The following is a 19,238-nucleotide window of genomic DNA, read 5'->3' as shown; positions in this document are numbered from 1 at the left end:
CTAAGCCCGAACTTACGCGAGACGCGGCATCCAGTATTTGGGAGCGGCGTTTTCCTGCCGCAGCCATTCGTTGAGGATAGCCTCGTCGGTCTCGCCGTTGACCGTATATTCCCGCACATGGATGCCGGAGCTGATGTAGAGCAAGTCGAGCCCCTGCGACAACGCACCGCGAACATCGGTCGGCATGCCGTCGCCGATCGCCAGAACCTTCTCGCGCCCAAAATCGCCGCGTGCATCGCGGGCCGCTGCCAGCGCCGCCTCGTAGATCGGCTTGTGCGGCTTGCCGGCGATGCGGGTCTTGCCGCCCAGCTGTTCGTAATAGGCGGCGACCGCACCGGCACAGGGATGATCTTTTCGCCGCGTTCCACCACGAGGTCCGGATTGGCGCAGATGAACGGAACGTCCCGCTTGGCGAAAGCGGTCAGCATTTCGGTGTAGTCTTCCGGCACTTCGGTCTCGTCATCGAAGAAGCCGGTGCAGACCACGCAGTCTGCATCGGCGGGCGATACGAGCTCGATGTCGAGACCGTCGAAGAAATTCTGGTCGCGCTCGGGACCGATCAGAAAGATCCTCTTCGGCGCGTCGGCAAGCAGGTGACGGGTAACGTCGCCCGAGGTCACGACTCGGTCATAGGTGTCATCCGCCACGCCAAGCTCGCCCAGCTGCTGGATGACCCCGGGCGCCGGGCGTGGCGAATTGGTGATGAGCACGACGGTGGCACCAGCTTTGCGGGCTTGCGCCAATGCTGCACAGGAGGTCTGGAAGGCTTCGACGCCATTGTGGACGACGCCCCAGACATCGGACAGCACGACATCATAGCCGCCGATCACTTCGCTCAAACCGCCGATGCGCTTCGCCATACGTCTCTATCCCATTCCAATTCCGTCGGCGCTGATGTCGCAAAGCTGCGCCTGCATGGCAAGACTATTCGCGCCGGCACTGGAGATTTCCCTAAAGCGCAGGGGCGAGATTGCGGAACGTGCGAAAGTTAGTTGCGCTCTCCGATCTGAGGCGTCTGGGACGGGAAATGGCCTTCATTTTTTTGCGGTCGTTCCTTGACTCGGCCAGCCGCTACCCTTATCTCCGCCATCGTTAGCACTCACACAGCTTGAGTGCTAATACTGAGGATACGGGCCTCGTTAAACCCGTAAAGGTCATTTGATCGAGGGATTAGACAATGGCAAGCACCAATTTCCGCCCGCTTCACGACCGCGTCGTCGTTCGTCGCGTAGAATCTGAAGCCAAGACCAAGGGTGGCATCATCATTCCCGATACCGCCAAGGAAAAGCCGCAGGAAGGCGAAATCGTCGCCGTCGGCACCGGCACCCGCGACGACAAGGGCACCATCACGCCGCTCGACGTCAAGGCTGGCGACCGCGTCCTGTTCGGCAAGTGGTCGGGCACCGAAGTCAAGCTTGATGGCGAAGACCTTCTGATCATGAAGGAATCCGACATCATGGGCATTATCGGCTGATCCTCAGCCTTTTGCCTTACGCACTATCGCTGACACCTCTTTTCAGGAGCTTTCAAAATGGCAGCTAAAGAAGTAAAATTCGGCCGCACTGCGCGCGAAAAAATGCTGCGCGGCGTCGATGTTCTCGCTGACGCAGTCAAGGTAACGCTCGGCCCCAAGGGTCGTAACGTCGTTATCGACAAGTCCTTCGGCGCTCCGCGCATCACCAAGGACGGCGTTTCGGTGGCCAAGGAAATCGAACTTGAAGACAAGTTCGAAAACATGGGCGCCCAGATGGTCCGCGAAGTCGCTTCGAAGACCAACGACATCGCCGGCGACGGCACCACGACTGCAACCGTTCTTGCCCAGGCCATCGTTCGCGAAGGCAACAAGGCCGTTGCAGCCGGCATGAACCCGATGGACCTGAAGCGCGGCATCGACCTCGCCGTAACCGAAGTCGTCAAGGATCTCCAGGCCAAGGCCAAGAAGATCTCGACCTCCGAAGAAGTCGCACAGGTCGGCACGATCTCCGCAAACGGCGACAAGCAGGTCGGTCTCGACATTGCTGAAGCCATGCAGCGCGTCGGCAACGAAGGCGTCATCACGGTTGAAGAAGCCAAGACCGCCGAAACCGAACTCGAAGTCGTCGAAGGCATGCAGTTCGACCGCGGCTACCTGTCGCCCTACTTCGTGACCAACCCGGAAAAGATGGTCGCTGACCTCGACGACGCTTACATTCTCCTTCACGAGAAGAAGCTCTCGAACCTGCAGGCCATGCTGCCGGTTCTCGAAGCTGTCGTTCAGACCGGCAAGCCGCTCCTGATCATCGCTGAAGACGTCGAAGGCGAAGCTCTTGCAACGCTCGTCGTCAACAAGCTGCGCGGTGGCCTCAAGATCGCTGCCGTCAAGGCTCCTGGCTTCGGCGACCGCCGCAAGGCCATGCTGGAAGACATCGCCATCCTGACGGGCGGCACTGTCATCTCCGAAGACCTCGGCATCAAGCTCGAAAATGTCACGCTCGACATGCTCGGCCGTTCCAAGAAGGTTTCGATCTCCAAGGAAAACACCACGATCGTTGACGGTGCAGGTCAGAAGACCGACATCGAAGGCCGCGTTGGCCAGATCAAGGCGCAGATCGAAGAAACCACTTCGGACTACGACCGCGAAAAGCTGCAGGAGCGTCTTGCCAAGCTTGCTGGCGGCGTTGCCGTCATCCGCGTCGGCGGCTCCACGGAAATCGAAGTCAAGGAAAAGAAGGACCGCATCGACGACGCTCTGAACGCGACGCGCGCTGCCGTTCAGGAAGGCATCGTTCCCGGCGGCGGCACGGCTCTGCTGCGCTCGTCCGTGAAGATCACCGCCAAGGGTGAGAACCAGGATCAGGACGCCGGCATCGCCATCGTTCGCCGCGCTCTCCAGTCGCTCGTTCGCCAGATTGCTGAAAACGCAGGTGACGAAGGTTCGATCGTGGTCGGCAAGATCCTCGAAAGCGACACCGACAACTTCGGTTATAACGCTCAGACCGGCGAATATGGCGACATGATCGCCATGGGCATCGTCGATCCGCTCAAGGTCGTTCGCACGGCTCTGCAGAACGCAGCTTCGGTTGCTTCGCTGCTGATCACCACGGAAGCCATGATTGCCGAACTTCCCAAGAAGGAATCGGCTGGCGGCATGCCTGGCGGCATGGGCGGCATGGGCGGAATGGACATGATGTAAGACCTTCGGGTCTTCATCCTGAGCCTCTGGTTCAGTTATGGAAGGGCGGTCTTCAGGCCGCCCTTTTTCATGTCCATTGGCCCGCCCATCCGGTTAAAATTCTTCAGCGCGTCAAGCGCGCTGAATGGCGGAATGGCGGAATGGCGGAATGGACATGACGTAAGACCTTCGGGTCTTCATCCTGAGCCTCTGGTTCAGTTATGGAAGGGCGGTCTTCGGGCCGCCCTTTTGTGTTATGGGATAAGCTCAGATGGCCGGCATGCGCAGCGCCGCCAGCGTCATCTCCGCAACCTGCCGATGCACTTCTCCCCGCACCACGCCCGGCACATCCACCCAAAGGTCTGGGTTGGAGCGGCGGGCCGTTTCCGTGCCCACCGGCAGCAGCATATAGTGGCCGACATGAGGCCCCAGGCTCAGCAGGCGGCTGTTCGGCAGGCGCTCCTGCAGCCAGCCAGCGCAGAGATCATAGGGCGCTTCCCGGTCGGCCTCGCCGCAGAGAAGCGTGACGGGAAGATCGATGCCGCGCAGGCTTTCGTCTGTGAAGCCGCGCACTGGCGGTGCCGGCGCAATAGCAACGACAGCGCGCATCCGATCATCACGGTAGTTCTGCGATTGCCTCTGCCAGGACTGACGGAACACGGCGCTGGAGGCCAGCAACGGTTCGATGTGAGCGGCGAGATCCGGCATTTCTCTCGGGCCACTGGCGAAGGGGTATTGCTGGACAAAGGACATGACCCGCCTTGTCTCGGTAATCGCACCGGCGAGCGCCAACGCCGTGTATCCGCCCAGCGAAAAGCCAGCAGCTGCGACATGCGACAGGTCCAGACGTCCCGTGAAGGGACTATCGGCACTGAGCCTGTCCAAGAGGACCGTCAGGTCGCGTGCCCTTTCCCACCAGCAGAGAAAGCCTTCCGGCCGGTAGGCTTCGGTGGCCGTATTGCCATGATGATCGACGCCGAGCACCACGAAGCCTTGCGCGGCCAATGCCGCAGCCAGCCAGCCGAGGCCGGAGGCGGCCCCACCCGTGCCATGCGAGAGGAGCACGACCGGATAGCGCGACTGCTTGGCGGAAAGCTCCGCGTCGCGCGCCAGCAGGCCCAAGCTGTAGAGCGCCCTTCCCGGCGGAAGGGTTATCTCTTTTTCGACGGCATCCTCCGAAGCCGGATACCAGGCCGACCAGCGCAGAGGGCGCGCACCATCGCCCGCCCAGTTCGGCCGCGCTTCATCCAGCAGGAGGCCGGTTCTAAACCCGAGTTTCACATCCATCACGTTTTTCCCCTCCACCTGACTGACTGCGAGAGAGACAGGAAAAATGAACCAAATTCAACGCCGAGTGTGCTTGGCCTTCGTTCTCAATTTGAGAACGATCTGTCTCTTCTCGTTCATCTTTCACGGCACAGATATTTCGCGCATAAACAACTCCAGATAATTCAACGCCTTCCCACGGCATTTTCGGAGACCTCTCATGTCCACCACGAACAACACTGTCATTCTTGTCGCGCGCATTCTGCTGTCGTTCATGTTCATATATAGCGGTTTTGCGAAGCTGACCGATCCGGCGGGCACTGCCGGCATGATCACCGGCGCCGGCCTTCCCGCCGCCACGGCGCTTGCCTATCTGGCCGGCCTGTTCGAATTCGTCACCGGCATTGCCGTACTCATCGGCTTCCAGACGAAGATCGTCGGATGGGCGCTTGCCCTCTTCTGCGTCTTCACCGGCGCCGTCTTCCACAGCGGCACGGTTACCGTTCCCGGCTGGCCTGACGCCGCTCTCGGCTGGATCAACGCGCTGAACGGCATCATGCTGATGAAGAACTTCACGCTGGCCGGGGCCTATATCCTGCTCGCCACTTTCGGACCCGGCCTCTACTCGGTCGACGCCCGCCGCGGCGCGGTCGCACTTGCTGCCTAACTTTTTGAAATTCCCTGCCCAAGCCAAGCCCGCCGGACCAGCCTCCGGCGGGTTTTGCATCCGAGTATGGAGGGGTTCAGCCCTTCGTACTCTTGGCAAGCCAAACGGTCGCGCCGCCGCATTGCGGATCCTGCGTCACTTGCTCAACGACGTCGAAGCCGTTGTCCCCCAACAATGCGGAATATTCATCGGCCGACAGGCTGGCGTGATACAGCGGCTCACCGCCGAACTCGCCCATGGCGACACCATCAAAATGGCCTGAGGTGAACATCAGCGCCGCCCCGGGTGCAGTCAGCTTTGCAAAGCGCGGGAACATCGCACGCTGGTCCTCCTTGCTCAGATGGAAGAAGCTGTGCCAAGCGAGAATGCCGTCGAACCTTGCCGGCGCATCGAAATCGCGCATGTCTGCGACGATCCATGACTGTTCCGGAAACCGGCTGCGGCAGAGACCAATCAGCGTTTCGGACGAGTCGACACCGGTCAGCCGGAAGCCGCTCCCGATCAGGCTGGCTGCAATGGGTTCCGCAGAGCCGCATCCCAGATCGAGAACATGGCCGTGCGGCGGGACGAGCGCCGCAAACTGGTCCAGCCACGGCTTTTCGAAGAGGTTGCGCCCGCGCAAGCCGTCGAAGGCCAGCGCATGACGCTCGTAGAGCGCGATGACCTTTCCGTCCTCGCCAGACATCACAGTGCCGCGCGGATGGCGTCCACAATCCCCGTGACGCGTGGATTGTCCTCATGCCCCGGTTTGCGGGCTCTTACCAGGCAGGCCTGCGACTTCAGGATGACGCCGTCGGAGAGGATCTTCAGGTGGTTGGCCTTCAGCGTCGAGCCGGTGGAGGTGATATCGACAATGATATCGGCCTGTCCGGCGGCCGGTGCGCCTTCCGTGGCGCCGAGGCTTTCCACGATCCGGTAGAGCTGGATGCCATGGCTGCCGGAGAAATGCTGCTGCGTCAGCCGCCAGTATTTGGTGGCGATCTGCAGGCGCCGTCCGTGCCTCGACCGGAAGTCGGCGGCCACATCGCCAAGATCGGCCATGGTATCGACATCGAGCCAGATTTCCGGCACCGCAACCACCACATCCGCGCGGCCAAAGCCAAGTCGGGCGACGATTTCGACACGGTTTTCGAAGTCGGCCAGCTCTTCGCGGATCAGATCCTCACCGGTGACGCCGAAATCGACGCTGCCGCTTCCGAGTTCTCGCGCAATCTCGGACGCCGAGAGGAAAGCGATCTCGATATCGTCCGTACCCTCGACCCGGCCGCGATAGGAGCGGTCACTGCCGACGGCTGCGATAGGCAGGCCGGCGCGCTCGAAAATGGCGGCTGCCTCTTCCTTCATCCGTCCCTTGGATGGCAGAGCGATGGTGATGGTCATCAGCGCGCCCTCGCCTGTTCGATCCGGTCCAGCCATAGCGAAAAGCCTACGGCCGGGATGTCTTCGCGGGCTCCGAGAAGGGTCAGCAGCCGGTCGAACCGCCCGCCGCCGGCGAGAACCGCATCGTCGCCAGCCCTGGTCACCTCGAAGACGAGGCCCGTATAGTAATCGAGCGGACGGCCGAATGCGGCCCGGTAGGTGATCTTCGACACATCCATGCCGAGCCCGGCAAGAGCCGCGACCCGCTCCTCGAAGCCTTCCAGTGCGGCGCCGAGCGACAGGCCCGCGGCATCGGCAAAGCCGGCCAAAGCAGCGGGCGCCTCCGTCAGGGGCAGTTCAAGTGATAGGAATTCGCCGAGCAGAAGCAGGGCGCTGCCATCCAGCCGGGTTTCCGCCAGCGCCAGCTTTTCCTTCAGCCGTGCGGCGATCTCGCGAGGCGAGCGGCTGGCATTGGTGGAATAGCCAGTCTCCTGCATGGTGCGGTCGATCTGGGCAATCAGCGCCGCCTCGTCCTGACGCACCAGCGCTGCGGTTTCTGCCGACAGGCCGGCAACGGCCTGCGGGCTTGCCAGCCGCTGCAGGAGTTGCTTCAGATGCGCCGTGTTGCCGAAGGACTGGATCAGCCGCTTCTGCCAGCCGGCGGGCAAGCCCAGCGCCCTGACGACCGCCTCGAAGACGCTCTGATCGCCAAGCCGGACGGCCAGACGACGACCCGGCAGCAGGTTTTCGAGGATCTGGACGGCGTCGGTAATGGCGCGCGCATCGGCTGCGGCGATATCGGTTTCGCCGAGATCCTCTATGCCGGCCTGATAGAATTCGTTGTCGCCATCCCGCCGCTGGCGAAAGACCTCGCCCAGATAGCAGTAGCGCCGGGGCGTGCCGGTGACGGTTTCGATATGGCGCAGGCAGACGGGAATGGTGAATTCCGGGCGCAGGCACAGGCTTTCGCCCGTCTCGCTTTCGGTGAGAAAAATGCGGCGGCGCAGATCCTCGCCGGCCATGTCCAGAAAGGGCGCTGCCGGCTGGATCACCGGCGTGTCGATGCGCGCGGCACCTCGGGCGGCAAAATCATCCAGCAGCCGGCCGGAAAACTCCGGCATGTTGATCAGGGGCATGGGACGGCTCCCTCCGCAACAGAACGCATGCCGCAGATCTCACTGGTCTGCAGCCCCCCTCTGCCCTGCCGGGCATCTCCCCCTCGAGGGGGGAGATCGAAGGAGGCGAGCTCTCGCACGGCCTGCCCATGAACAGCGAAAGGCAACGTTGCTTTAGGCATGGTGGGCAGGCGCCCAGCCGATCTCCCCCCTTGAGGGGGAGATGCCCGGCAGGGCAGAGGGGGGTAACGCCGCGATGACCCGGGAAGATCACGCATCCTTCGCCCGCCTGTGATCTTCCGCCTGAGCGGCGAGGATTTCCTTCACCTTCGCTACGAGATCGGCCTCGGGAACGGTATCCTGTGCCACGCGGGCCTCACGCCAGGAGGCATTGTCCTCGATCTCGCCGGAGAGGCGCTTGCCCTCGATCAGGTCCTTCAACTGGACGACGCCTTGGGCGCGCTCGTCGCCGCCCTGGATGATGGCGATGGGGCAGCCGCGACGGTCGGCATATTTCAGCTGGTTGCCGAATTTCTTCCAGTTGCCCTGGTACATTTCGGCACGGATGCCGGCATTGCGCAGGTCCTGGGTGAAACGCTGGTAGCGGCCCATGCTCTCGACATCGCCGTCCATGACGGTGACGAGGACAGGCGCGATCACGTCGTCCTGGCCGAGCTTGCCGAGGTTCTTCAGCGCCGTCATCAGCCGCGAGACGCCGATGGAAAAACCCGTGGCCGGAACCGGCTGGCCCATGAAGCGTGAGACCAGTCCATCGTAACGCCCGCCACCGCCAACGGAGCCGAATACGACCTTTTCACCTTTTTCGTTGGTGACGTCGAAGAGGAGTTCGGCTTCGAAGACCGGGCCGGTGTAGTATTCGAGACCGCGGACGACTGAGGTATTCATTTGAATGCGTTTGCTGCCGTAGCCGGCAGCTCTAAATAGTCCATTCATTTGGTCCAGTTCATTTACGCCTTCTTGGCCGACAGCAGACCCACCTACCAATGATCCCCAATGCCGAATTAGACCATCATTATCGTATCGAGCTTTGGTATCATTAGGCACAAGCTGACTGAGCAGTGCGTTCTCGCTCGCAGCAATGGTCAGATCGTCTTGCAGAGCACGATCAACCCCGTCCATATCGACAGAGTAATGGTAGCGATCGGCTGATATAAATTGCATCAGGGTCTCGATAGATTCTGCATTCAGACCTGCACCCTTCGTAAAATCTCCGGACTCGTCCTTGCGCCCTTCGCCGAGCAACAACTTGACCCCTTCCGGCCCGAACTTGTCGAGCTTGTCGATGGCGCGCAGCACGTTCAGCCTACGCCCGGCATTCTCCTCGCCGCCAAGGCCGATTGCCTCCAACACTCCATCCAGAACCTTGCGGTTGTTCACCCGGATCACGTAATCACCGCGCTTGATGCCGAGCGCTTCCATCGTGTCGGCCATCATCATGCACATTTCGGCGTCCGCCTGGACGCCGGGCGCCCCGACCGTATCGGCATCGAACTGCATGAACTGGCGGAAGCGGCCGGGGCCGGGCTTTTCGTTGCGGAACACGTAGCCGGCGCGGTAGGTGCGGAACGGCAGCTGGATGTCGTTGAAGTTTTCCGCGACATGACGAGCGAGCGGCGCCGTCAGATCATAGCGCAGGCTCATCCACTGGTCGTCGTCGTCCTTCAGCGAAAACACGCCCTCGTTCGGGCGGTCGCTGTCGGGCAGGAATTTTCCGAGCGCATCGGTATATTCGAACAGCGGCGTTTCCACCGGATCGAAGCCATAGCGCTCGTAGACTTCACGGATCTTGGCGATCATTTCATTGGTGGCATGGATATCGGCAGCCGAGCGATCGACAAAGCCGCGCGGCAGGCGGGCCTTGAGTTTCTGGGGCTTTTTCTGCTTGTCGTTCATGATCGATATCCATTGCCGGCGGCCCCTTGAAAGAGCCGGAATTGTGCGCCGTTTCTTAGAGGATGACGCCTCAAGCGGCAAGGGCGGCGGCTGGCGAAGAGGCGGGGGCAGTGGTATATTGCAACGTCATCAAGGGCCGAAGCCATGAACAAGCGCGTCACGATCGAAATTCCGGATGAAATGCTGAAGCTCGTCGAAAAGCATGCTGCCGAAAAGGGCGCCGCAACCGACGCCTATCTGCGGGACCTGATTGAGCAGCATCTTGAAGATTTGGATGACATTGCTGCTGCAGAGGCTGCAATGGAAAGAATTCGTACGGGCGAAGACGAGGTCATAAGCTCGGAGGAGTTCTGGCGTGGCCTGGATCATTGAGTACACGAACTCAGTCCAGAAAGCCGCCCAGAAGCTTGATCCCGTCATCCGCAAACGCGTTCGGCAATTCCTGGAAGAGCGCGTTGCTGAACATGAGAATCCACGCGAGCTTGGCGTCGCCCTTAAAGGTCATGCCCTGGGCGCCTATTGGCGCTACAAGGTCGGCGACTATCGCATCATCTGCGATATTCAGGATCAGCGGCTGATCGTGCTGGTGATTGAGATCGGCCATCGACGGGAAATCTATCGCTAAGTCATGATCCTCGAAGCCCTGCAATATGCCGCGACCAATGCGGTCACAGCGAAGGAATTCCGCCCCTTCGTGCGCTCTTCAGTTGGCCTCTGGTCGCGGGCCGGCCGCTGCGCCAAGGCATGGGCCGATCACGAGGAAAACTGCAAGGCCTTCATCCGCGACGCCACCTCCGGCATGAAGCAGCGGCGAACGGCGGTGGTGCTGGGCTCGGGCCTGCTGCGCGACGTGCCGATCGAGGATCTGGCGCGTACCTTCGATACGGTCGTGCTGATCGATCTCGTGCATCTGGCGACCGTGCGCAGCTGGCTTGCGGCAAAGCGGCTGCGCAATGTGCGGCTGATCTCGCGCGATCTTTCCGGCTTTGAGGATGCCGTGGCGGGACGGCAGCCGGAGCCGTTCGCCTTCATGCGGCAGGTCCCCTATCTAGATCTTGCCGTTTCGGCCAATATCCTGTCACAGATCGGCGTCGGATCTCAAAGGCGGCTGGAGCGCGAGCGGCACCCGGCGCCGGCGCCCTTGCTCAAAATGCTGGCGCAGGCGCATCTGGACGGGCTTGCCGGGCTTCCCTGCAAGACGGTGCTGTTGACCGATATTCGCTACGAGGTGAGCGACCGTGACGGCCAGGTGATCGAAGATGGAGACCTGCTTTACGGCGCCTCCCCGCCGGACCCGAAGCGCCGATGGTTGTGGCCGGTCGCGCCCTATGGAGAGTTGGCGCGGAACTCGCAGGCTGTACACGAGGTGGTCGCCGTCTGACGGCCATTGATTTTACCTGCTTTGGGATTAAGTTTACCTGCATGAAGCGACTTGCTCCTATCGCCATGTTTTTGGCCTGGCTTCTCTATGGCGCCATGCCTGCCATGGGCATGCCTTCGATCGCCACGCCGGGCATGCAGCACACGGATACTCAGCCTGCGGATCATTCCACACATTCGCAGCCTGCGGTCATGGGGGCGGACAAGGCTTTGCACTCCACGCTGGAGAAACACTGTCCGCATGGGGGTAAGATCTGCAGCGCGCCCTTCTGCGCCGGCTGCCTGACGACTATACCGTCTTTCGGCGCCCGCCACGACGAGCCTTTTTCGCACGACGCGCCGGCTCCTGCCGACGCCGAAGCATTGGTTTCGTCAGGATCGGCTCCGCCCACGCCTCCTCCCCGCGCCTGATCTCGTTCGCCGACTTCTTTCGAACTGATCAGACCCGGAAAGGAAACCCATGTCTGTAAAAACCAAACTCGCCCTTGTCGCTCTATCGCTTTCCCTCGCCGGTCCTATGGCCGCGCAGGAGATGAAGGGGATGGATCATTCCGGCATGAAGGCCACCGACAATCCCTCCACCAAGGCCTTCAAAGACGCCGATGCCAGGATGCACAAGAGCATGATGATCCAGTATTCCGGCGATCCGGATGTGGATTTCGTGCGCAGCATGATCCCGCATCATCAGGGCGCAATCGACATGGCCAAGATCGAGCTCGCCCATGGCAAGGACCCCGAACTGCGCAAGCTGGCGGAAGATATCGTCAAGGCACAGGAAGCCGAGATCGCCGACATGCAGGCCTGGCTGAAAGCCCATGGCCAATAACCGCCTTGGCAGTGGGCGGATCCCATGTTCGTCCGCCCGCTGCCGCCCAATCCACCATTTCTGCGGCTGGAGGCAGACATGCGCCCAATCACCGCCATCGGCTTCGATGCCGACGACACGCTCTGGCAGAACGAGCAGTATTATCGTCTGACCGAGGAGCATTTCCGCACGTTGCTCGGCGAGTTTGCGGAAGGCGAGCATATCTCGGCGCGCCTGCTGGAGGCGGAGAAGCGCAACCTTTCCTATTACGGGTTCGGTATCAAGGGCTTCACCCTGTCGATGATCGAGACGGCAATCGAGATCACCGAAGGGGAGATCCCGGCCAGGATCATCGGCGAAATCCTCGATATCGGGCGGGAACTGCTCCGGCATCCGGTGGAAAGGCTGCCGCATGTGGAGGAGACGCTGCAGGCGCTGAACGGCCAGTATCTGCTGGTGCTGATCACCAAGGGCGACCTCTTCGACCAGGAGCGCAAGCTGGCGCAATCCGGGCTTGGCGATTATTTCGATGCGGTGGAGATCGTCAGCGAGAAGAGTGCCACCACCTATCGGCGCGTTTTCTCCGGGCTGGCGGACGGTCCGGAACGGGCGGCGATGGTCGGCAATTCGTTGAAATCGGATATCGTGCCGGCCATTGCCGCCGGCGCCTATGGCGTCTTCGTTCCGCATGCGCTGACCTGGGTGCTGGAGCATGTGGAGCCGCCGACGGAAGCGCCGCGCTTCCGCCAGATCGACCATCTCGGCGAGTTGATCGGCGTGCTGGACGCGATTACGGCCGCCTGAAGTTCAGCCGCAGCGTATTGACTTGCGACTGGCAGAAGCAGCCGTCCAGATGATCGTTGACGAGGCCCATGGCCTGCATGAACGCATAGACGGTCGTCGGGCCGACGAAAGTCCAGCCGCGTTTCTTCAACGTCTTCGACAACAGGACCGAGACAGGCGTGGTGGGATTGGCGCGCAGGGTTTCGAGCGTCATGACCTCGGGGCGAGTGTCGGCTCCGGGCTCGAAACTCCAGAAGAAGCGGGCGAGCGAGCCGAACTCGTCGCGCATCTCGATGGCGCGGCGGGCATTGTTGATGGTCGAGACGATCTTGCCGCGATGGCGGATGATGCCGGCATCGGCGACGAGGCGGGCAATATCCTCTTCCCCGAAAGCTGACACCTTGTCGAAGTCGAAGCCGGCAAAGGCCGCGCGAAAATTCTCCCGCTTGCGCAGGATGGTCAGCCAGGAAAGACCGGACTGGAAGCCTTCGAGGCAGATCTTCTCGAACAGCCGGATATCGTCGGTGACGGGCCTGCCCCATTCCTCATCGTGATAACGGCGGTAGTCTTCCAGGCCGCCATACCAGAAGCAGCGTCCCCTGCCGTCCTCGCCTTCGATGACGCCCGTCTTCTCCATGCCGATTCCCCGGTTAACCTGGTTTTCGGCTTCTTTATCATTGGTCAACCATGAATGAAAACCGGGCGGTAACCCTGCCAAAAGCTTTATGGCGTTTGCCGCATTCCAAGCGCCACCCGTTTACCATTCGCTTTCACCTGCCGCTCACCATGATGCTCAACGCGGGCATTTGCGCCCGACCGGTATGTAGCGAGTAGACCCGATGATCAAAAAGAGCCTGTTCCTTGCCTTCGGCCTCGTGGCCGCTTTTTCGCAGTCCGCCTTTGCCCAGGACCGCTACCGCGAACGCCCACCGGTCGTCGTCAGCTCGGATCTCTCCGCTCCCTGGGTGATGCAGCTGGGCGGATCGCAGGCTCGGCCGGTGGTCTATCCCCGCCAGGCAGCGCAGCCCCGTGTCGTCTACCGCCAGCGCCGCGGCATTTTCGACAGTGGCACGGCCGCCCAGCCTGTCTCCATGCGTCCGGCACCGATCCGCAGCCGGCTCGAGCCGCAATGGCTGCCGCAGATCGTGCGCTATGACACAACGGAAAAGCCGGGCACGATCGTCATCGATACGAACAACCGTTTTCTCTATCTCGTGATGGACAACGGTCAGGCGCGGCGCTACGGCGTCGGCGTCGGCAAGCCGGGCTTCGAATGGGCCGGCGAACACAAGATCACCCGCAAGGCGGAATGGCCGGAATGGAACCCGCCTTCGGAAATGATCAGCCGCGAGGCCGCCAAAGGCCATTACCTGCCGGCGAAAATGGAGGGCGGACCGGAAAATCCGCTTGGCGCGCGCGCCATGTATCTTGGCTCGACCCTTTACCGCATCCATGGCACCAACGCGCCATGGACGATTGGCAGCGCCGTCTCCTCCGGCTGCATCCGCCTGCGCAACGAAGACGTCACCGATCTCTACGGGCGCGTCAATGTCGGCACGAGGGTCATTGTTCAATGACCGAGGTCATCGTCCAGTAAGCTGCCTGTTGCCGGATCGCCACGCTTGGCCGGCGTTTCGGCCCGTCGGACCTGGAAGTTCGCATATTCGCAAGGCTTCATCTTGTCCGGGCGTCAAAGCCCGGACATCTTGGCGCATCGTTTTGGGATGCTCAGGAGGGGCTTTGAATGAAATCCGGTAAGATGCTGCTTGCGGTCGCGGGCATGCTGGTGACGATGACGGCGACAGCTACCGTCGCCCAGAGTTCTCCAGCCAAGCCCCAGACGACGGCGAGCGATGCCGTGCCTGCCGTTCGCTCGAAGGTGGTGCCGGACAAGTTCAAGCGGCGTGTCGTGCGGTTTTCCACGACGGAGACGCCCGGCACGATCATCGTCGATACGAACAACAAGTTCCTCTATTACGTGGAAGGTCCGAACCAGGCGACACGCTACGGCATAGGCGTCGGGCGCGAGGGCTATGGCTGGTCCGGCGTGGTCAATATCGGCCGCAAGGAAGAATGGCCGACATGGACGCCGCCTGCCGAAATGCGGGCCCGCGAGCGGCTCGCCGGCCATATCCTGCCGGCAGTCCAGAAGGGCGGCGCGGACAATCCGCTCGGCGCACGCGCCATGTATCTCTACAAGGGCGGCCGCGATACGATTTTCCGCATCCACGGCACCAACCAGCCCTGGTCTATCGGCCTCAACATGTCGTCCGGCTGCATCCGCATGATGAACAAGGATGTCGAGGATCTGTACGAGCGGGCGTCGGTCGGCACCAAGGTCGTCGTCGTCGGCCCCGGCAACAAGCAGGGCAATGTCGGTTTCCAGGATCGCGGCATGGATATCTTCCGCACGATTTTCGGCGGCTGATTGTCCTTACGTCAGAGGCGGTTTCGTCCGCCTCCGACGTTTCTCATTTCACCCTTTGGCGAGCTTCACGGGCTCTGGACCGCCATAGGCCCAGTCCAGAAGCTCGACCGTGTGCAGGATGGGAATGGCGGTTCCGCTGGCGATCTGCGTCATGCAGCCGATATTGCCGGCAGCGATGACATCCGCCTTCGTCGCCTCGATGTTTCGGACCTTGCGGGCCTTGAGTTGTCCCGAAATCTCCGGCTGCAGAATGTTATAGGTGCCGGCCGAGCCGCAACAGAGATGCCCTTCGGCAGGTTCGCGCACCGTGAAACCCGCCGCCTTCAGCAGGTTCTTCGGCAGGGTGGTGATCTTCTGGCCATGTTGCAGCGAACAGGCAGAGTGATAGGCGACGCTCAGACGCCTCGGCTCCAGAACCGGCAGATCGAGCGTGGAGAGATATTCGCTGATATCCCTGGCCAGTGCCGAGACCCGTCCCGCCTTCTCCGCGTAAAGGGGATCGAGCCGCAGCATACGGCCGTAATCCTTGATGGTGGTGCCGCAGCCCGACGCGGTGACGATGATGGCATCGAGGCCGTTTGTGTCCATTTCGCCGATCCAGGCATCGACATTGCGACGGGCGAATTCCAGCGCCTCATCCTCTCGCCCCATATGATGCACCAGCGCGCCGCAACAGCCTTCGCCCGGCGCAACCACCACCTCGACGCCGAACCGCGCAAGCAGCCGGTGGGTTGCGGCGTTGATGCCGGGATCGAGTACCGATTGGGCGCAGCCCGAGAGAATGGCGACACGACCGCGCTTCTGCGATCCTGTTCCCGGCGTTTCCGGCACGGAGCGAGAAGCTCTGCGCCCCGCAGCCTTCGGAACGAGCGCCAGCATGGCGGCGAGCGGAGCGAGCGCCGGCACCCGGCCGAAAAGCGGCACCAGCGGACGTCCGAGGCGCGCCAATGTCAAAGCGGTGCGGAACCGGGCCGGATAGGGTAGGATCTTGGCCAGCAGGCTGCGGATCAGGCGATCGGATAAAGGCCGCCGATAGGTCTTTTCGATGTGGGCGCGGGCATGATCCACCAGGTGCATGTAATCCACGCCGGAAGGACAGGTGCTGACGCAGGACAGGCAGGACAGGCAGCGGTCGATATGAGTGACCGTCTCCTCGTCTGCCGGCCTGTCGTTTTCGAGCATTTCCTTGATCAGATAGATGCGGCCGCGCGGGCTGTCCAGCTCGTTGCCAAGCGTCACATAGGTGGGACAGGTGGCGGTGCAAAAGCCGCAATGCACGCAACGGCGCAGGATCTTTTCCGATTCCGCGATTTGCGGATCGGCCAGTTGCTCAGGCGTGAAAGAGGTCTGCATCAGATGGTTCCCCTTGAGCTTGAAAGGCCCCCTCTGGCCTGCCGGCCATCTCCCCCACAAGGGGGGAGATCACACGTGGTACGACCTCCGATCCAAAAATCGGCATTTAACCGATGCAAGGACCCATAGAGGATGCGGAGCATGCGCCCAGCCAGTCTCCCCCCTTGTGGGGGAGATGGCCGGCAGGCCAGAGGGGGTTGAGTCAGATGCAGCTTCATCTATCAACCATCCTGCCCGGGCTGAAGATACCGGCCGGATCGAGTTTCTGTTTTACACGTGCCGAGAGAAGCGCCACGGCGTCCGGCTGGGGCTCGAAAGCGGCTGTCTGTGCCCGCACCGGGTCGGATGCCCTGACGAGGGTCGCATGCCCTCCCCCGAGTGCGCGGATATAGCGCCGCAGCAGTTCCGCCTCGGGCTCTGCCTCCATCCGCATCCAGATCAAGCCGCCCTGCCAGTCGTAGAAGGCGTCGATGCCTGCTTCCAGCCGCAGCGCCGCAACCAGTTGATGTCCCGCAGACGGTGCCACGGATACCCGCCAGAGCGGCTTTTGCGTGCCATCGGCATAGGGCACCACATCGCGAATTTCCTGCCACAAGATCCGGCTGTCCTCGCCGGCAAGCCTGCTGACCGGGCCAAAGGCTTCCATGACTGCCGCAAGTTTGCCTGCCCGCACCTCGACCGACGGCGCCAGGCCTTCCAGTCGCAGCACGGTCGCTTCCCCCTCCGGCAGGCGGCCGTCGATAAAGCAATGCCTGACCGTGTAGGGCAGATGCGCCGCACCAGAGACTTCCACCGGAAGCGACAGGGCGGTCGCCATGGCCTTGGCGGCGGCCTCGTCACTCAGCCCGCTGATAACCAGCGTTTCGACCGCCTGGGGAACAGGCAGAACCTTGAACGTTACCTCCGTCAGGAAGCCGAGCGTGCCGAAAGAGCCGGCGAGAAGCTTGACCAGGTCGAGCCCGGTGACGTTCTTCATCACCCTTCCGCCGGCCTTGATCACTTCGCCCCGGCCGTTGACGAAACGGACGCCGAGCAGGCTGTCGCGGGCGGCACCCGCCACGAAGCGGCGCGGGCCGGAGACATTGGCCGCAAACACGCCGCCTATGGTCGGTTCACCGGCGGGTACTGCGCGAACCCCCATGATGCCGCGGTGATCCATCGGCTCGAAGGCGAGCATCTGCCGGTTTTGCGCAAGGGCTGCTTCTATTTCGGCGAGCGGCGTCCCCGCGCGAGCGGTCATCACCATTTCAGCGGGGTCGTAATCGACAATGCCGGACAGGCCGCGGGAACTGAACAGCTCGGCGGCCTCGACGCCATTGCCGAAGCCGGCGCGGGTTCCACCCCCGCAGGCCGCAAGCCTCTTGCCCTGGCTCAGGGCATCGCGGACGATATAGGCGGCATCCGTTTCAGACGTCGGTATCAGCACGAAATTTACGCCCTCCCGTCCAGAGGAAAAACCTTCGACGGATTGAGCAGCCACTTCTCGTCGAAGGCGGCACGCACTTCCATCTGCTGGGCCAGATCGGCCTGCGAATACTGGTAGCGCATCAGATCCCGCTTCTCGATTCCGACGCCATGCTCGCCGGTCAGGCAGCCGCCGGCCTCGACGCAGAGCTTGAGAATTTCGTTGCCGGCAGCTTCCGCGTTGGCGGCTTCAATGGGATCGTTGGCATTGAACAGGATGAGCGGGTGCATATTGCCGTCGCCAGCGTGAAACACATTGGCGACACGCAGGCCGAAGCTCTCGACGATTTCGGAGGTCCTGTTCAGCACGTAGGAAAGCTTGCCAAGCGGCACGGTGCCGTCCATGCAGATGTAATCGGCAATGCGGCCGGTGGCGCCGAAGGCAGACTTGCGGCCTTTCCAGATCAGCGCCGCTTCGGTTGCCGACTGACACTGCCGCACCGTCTTGACGCCGTGGCGCCCGGCAATCTCCACGATGCTTGCGAGCATGGCGTCCATTTCCGCCTCGGAGCCTTCCACCTCGACGATCAGCAGCGCACCGACATCGAGCGGATAGCCCGCCTTGGCGAAGGCTTCGCAAATCTCGATCGCCGCCTTGTCCATGAATTCGATGGCAACGGGAATGATACCGGCCGCGATGATGTCCGTCACGCAGGCGCCGGCCTCTTCGCAGGTCTCGAAGCCGAAGAGAACGGGCCTTACGCCTTCGGGCTTGGCGATCAGTCGCACCGTCGCTTCCGTCACCACACCGAGCTGACCTTCGGAGCCGCAGACGAGGCCGAGCAGATCGTAGCCTGCCGCGTCAAGGTGCTTGCCGCCGAGATCGATGACCGTGCCGTCGATCAGCACGAGTTTCACGCCGAGCAGGTTGTTGGTGGTGACGCCGTATTTGAGGCAGTGCGCTCCGCCCGAGTTCATGCCGATATTGCCGCCGATGGTGCAGGCGAGCTGCGAGCTGGGGTCCGGCGCATAGAAGAACCCGTCGATGCCGACGGCTTCCGAAATGCTGAGATTGGTGACGCCAGCCTGCAGCGTGGCCGCCCGGTTGGCATAATCGACTTCCAGGATGCGCGTCATCTTCGACAGACAGAGGACGACCGCGTCCTCCTGCGGGATCGCTCCGCCGGACAGCGATGTACCCGCACCGCGCGGCACGACCGGAATATCGTAGCGGTTGCAGTATTTCAGGACAGCGGCGACCTGTGTCGTCGTCCTGGGCAGGGCTACGGCAAGCGGAACGCGGCGGTAAGAAATGAAGGCGTCCGTCTCGAAGGGGGCAAGCCCTCTTGGCTCATGGACCAGGCATTCCGGCGGCAGAAGATCGGCCAGGTCCGCAATGATCGCCGCACGCCGCGACAGCACGCTCTCGCGTGGCACCAGAAATTCGATGGCCTGCGACATTTCTCCTCCTTGCTCCCCGATTACCAGATATTCCACGAACAGGTGATCGCTTCAATCATCTTCGCTGTCGCATTCAGACCATCCTTGTGGCTTGAACATGGTTAATCCCGGCGACCTTGCCCTCTATCGAAGGTATCGGTTGACGTGCAACT

20 protein-coding genes and 1 pseudogene are annotated in these 19,238 nt (G+C 61.9%); 11 read left to right on the top strand and 10 right to left on the bottom strand.

Annotated features, from left to right (window positions below):
- Positions 1–12: 12 nt before the first annotated feature.
- Positions 13–860: pseudogene (locus EPK99_RS15855) on the bottom strand (TIGR01459 family HAD-type hydrolase).
- 317 nt (positions 861–1,177) lie between these two features.
- Between EPK99_RS15855 and groES the strand changes: the two are divergent.
- Both groES and groL read left to right on the top strand, forming a co-directional pair.
- Positions 1,178–1,474: a co-chaperone GroES gene (gene groES / locus EPK99_RS15850; protein ID WP_128444036.1), complete on the top strand. Its 297-nt coding sequence runs from the start codon at positions 1,178–1,180 to the stop codon at positions 1,472–1,474.
- Between the two features lie 57 nt (positions 1,475–1,531).
- Complete coding sequence (gene groL, locus EPK99_RS15845; RefSeq protein ID WP_128444035.1) at positions 1,532–3,172, top strand: chaperonin GroEL; 1,641 nt, start codon at positions 1,532–1,534, stop codon at positions 3,170–3,172.
- A gap of 246 nt (positions 3,173–3,418) precedes the next feature.
- Here the strand turns inward: groL and EPK99_RS15840 are convergent, their stop codons facing one another.
- On the bottom strand, positions 3,419–4,438 hold the full coding sequence (locus tag EPK99_RS15840) for an alpha/beta hydrolase family protein (RefSeq protein WP_128444034.1): 1,020 nt from the start codon (positions 4,436–4,438) through the stop codon (positions 3,419–3,421).
- A gap of 199 nt (positions 4,439–4,637) precedes the next feature.
- Between EPK99_RS15840 and EPK99_RS15835 the strand changes: the two genes are divergently transcribed.
- The gene (locus EPK99_RS15835) at positions 4,638–5,084 is read left to right on the top strand and encodes a DoxX family protein (RefSeq protein ID WP_128444033.1); all 447 of its coding nucleotides are present in this window, start codon (positions 4,638–4,640) and stop codon (positions 5,082–5,084) included.
- Between the two features lie 76 nt (positions 5,085–5,160).
- Here EPK99_RS15835 and EPK99_RS15830 read toward each other — a convergent pair whose 3' ends face one another.
- The 4 genes from EPK99_RS15830 to hisS all read right to left on the bottom strand — a co-directional run bounded on the left by EPK99_RS15830 (position 5,161) and on the right by hisS (position 9,472).
- Positions 5,161–5,769: a class I SAM-dependent methyltransferase gene (locus EPK99_RS15830; protein WP_128444032.1), complete on the bottom strand. Its 609-nt coding sequence runs from the start codon at positions 5,767–5,769 to the stop codon at positions 5,161–5,163.
- Positions 5,769–6,464, bottom strand: a complete 696-nt coding sequence (gene hisG / locus EPK99_RS15825; protein ID WP_128444031.1) for an ATP phosphoribosyltransferase — start codon at positions 6,462–6,464, stop codon at positions 5,769–5,771. The genes EPK99_RS15830 and hisG overlap by 1 nt, the downstream gene beginning before the upstream one ends.
- Complete coding sequence (locus EPK99_RS15820; protein WP_128444030.1) at positions 6,464–7,579, bottom strand: ATP phosphoribosyltransferase regulatory subunit; 1,116 nt, start codon at positions 7,577–7,579, stop codon at positions 6,464–6,466. Before EPK99_RS15820 ends, hisG begins: the two co-directional genes overlap by 1 nt.
- A 249-nt stretch (positions 7,580–7,828) precedes the next feature.
- On the bottom strand, positions 7,829–9,472 hold the full coding sequence (hisS, locus tag EPK99_RS15810; RefSeq protein ID WP_128444029.1) for a histidine--tRNA ligase: 1,644 nt from the start codon (positions 9,470–9,472) through the stop codon (positions 7,829–7,831).
- Positions 9,473–9,616: 144 nt separating this feature from the next.
- On the opposite strand from hisS, the gene relB reads away from it, so the two are divergent.
- The 6 genes from relB to EPK99_RS15780 all read left to right on the top strand — a co-directional run bounded on the left by relB (position 9,617) and on the right by EPK99_RS15780 (position 12,461).
- Positions 9,617–9,844, top strand: a complete 228-nt coding sequence (gene relB / locus EPK99_RS15805; RefSeq protein WP_205909104.1) for a type II toxin-antitoxin system RelB family antitoxin — start codon at positions 9,617–9,619, stop codon at positions 9,842–9,844.
- On the top strand, positions 9,828–10,097 hold the full coding sequence (locus tag EPK99_RS15800; RefSeq protein WP_128444028.1) for a type II toxin-antitoxin system RelE family toxin: 270 nt from the start codon (positions 9,828–9,830) through the stop codon (positions 10,095–10,097). Before relB ends, EPK99_RS15800 begins: the two co-directional genes overlap by 17 nt.
- A 3-nt stretch (positions 10,098–10,100) precedes the next feature.
- Positions 10,101–10,853: a hypothetical protein gene (locus tag EPK99_RS15795; protein ID WP_128444027.1), complete on the top strand. Its 753-nt coding sequence runs from the start codon at positions 10,101–10,103 to the stop codon at positions 10,851–10,853.
- Positions 10,854–10,894: 41 nt separating this feature from the next.
- Positions 10,895–11,263 carry an FYVE zinc finger domain-containing protein gene (locus tag EPK99_RS15790; RefSeq protein ID WP_128444026.1) on the top strand — a complete coding sequence of 123 codons (369 nt, stop codon included), beginning with the start codon at positions 10,895–10,897 and terminating at the stop codon, positions 11,261–11,263.
- Positions 11,264–11,312: 49 nt separating this feature from the next.
- Positions 11,313–11,678 carry a CopM family metallochaperone gene (copM, locus tag EPK99_RS15785; RefSeq protein WP_128444025.1) on the top strand — a complete coding sequence of 122 codons (366 nt, stop codon included), beginning with the start codon at positions 11,313–11,315 and terminating at the stop codon, positions 11,676–11,678.
- Positions 11,679–11,756: 78 nt separating this feature from the next.
- Complete coding sequence (locus tag EPK99_RS15780) at positions 11,757–12,461, top strand: HAD family hydrolase (RefSeq protein ID WP_128444024.1); 705 nt, start codon at positions 11,757–11,759, stop codon at positions 12,459–12,461.
- Here EPK99_RS15780 and EPK99_RS15775 read toward each other — a convergent pair.
- Positions 12,448–13,077 carry a DNA-3-methyladenine glycosylase I gene (locus EPK99_RS15775; RefSeq protein WP_128444023.1) on the bottom strand — a complete coding sequence of 210 codons (630 nt, stop codon included), beginning with the start codon at positions 13,075–13,077 and terminating at the stop codon, positions 12,448–12,450. The two genes, EPK99_RS15780 and EPK99_RS15775, sit on opposite strands and share 14 nt — an antisense overlap.
- A gap of 202 nt (positions 13,078–13,279) precedes the next feature.
- Here EPK99_RS15775 and EPK99_RS15770 point away from each other — a divergent pair, with 202 nt between their 5' ends.
- Together EPK99_RS15770 and EPK99_RS15765 are read left to right on the top strand one after the other, a co-directional pair.
- Positions 13,280–14,017, top strand: coding sequence for a L,D-transpeptidase (locus EPK99_RS15770; RefSeq protein WP_128444022.1), 738 nt, complete (start codon positions 13,280–13,282; stop codon positions 14,015–14,017).
- Positions 14,018–14,184: 167 nt separating this feature from the next.
- The gene (locus EPK99_RS15765) at positions 14,185–14,868 is read left to right on the top strand and encodes a L,D-transpeptidase (RefSeq protein WP_128444021.1); all 684 of its coding nucleotides are present in this window, start codon (positions 14,185–14,187) and stop codon (positions 14,866–14,868) included.
- A gap of 48 nt (positions 14,869–14,916) precedes the next feature.
- On the opposite strand, the gene glcF is transcribed toward EPK99_RS15765, so the two are convergent.
- From glcF to EPK99_RS15745, 3 genes are all read right to left on the bottom strand, one after another.
- On the bottom strand, positions 14,917–16,221 hold the full coding sequence (gene glcF / locus EPK99_RS15760; protein ID WP_128444020.1) for a glycolate oxidase subunit GlcF: 1,305 nt from the start codon (positions 16,219–16,221) through the stop codon (positions 14,917–14,919).
- A gap of 214 nt (positions 16,222–16,435) precedes the next feature.
- Entirely contained in the window at positions 16,436–17,647 is a 1,212-nt protein-coding gene (gene glcE / locus EPK99_RS15750; protein ID WP_128444019.1) for a glycolate oxidase subunit GlcE, read from the bottom strand.
- Positions 17,648–17,652: 5 nt separating this feature from the next.
- Positions 17,653–19,086, bottom strand: coding sequence for an FAD-linked oxidase C-terminal domain-containing protein (locus EPK99_RS15745; RefSeq protein ID WP_128444018.1), 1,434 nt, complete (start codon positions 19,084–19,086; stop codon positions 17,653–17,655).
- Between the last annotated feature and the right edge of the window lie 152 nt (positions 19,087–19,238).

The organism is Neorhizobium lilium (assembly GCF_004053875.1).
GTDB lineage: Bacteria > Pseudomonadota > Alphaproteobacteria > Rhizobiales > Rhizobiaceae > Neorhizobium > Neorhizobium lilii.
This window is presented reverse-complemented; position numbering and strand designations above follow the sequence as displayed.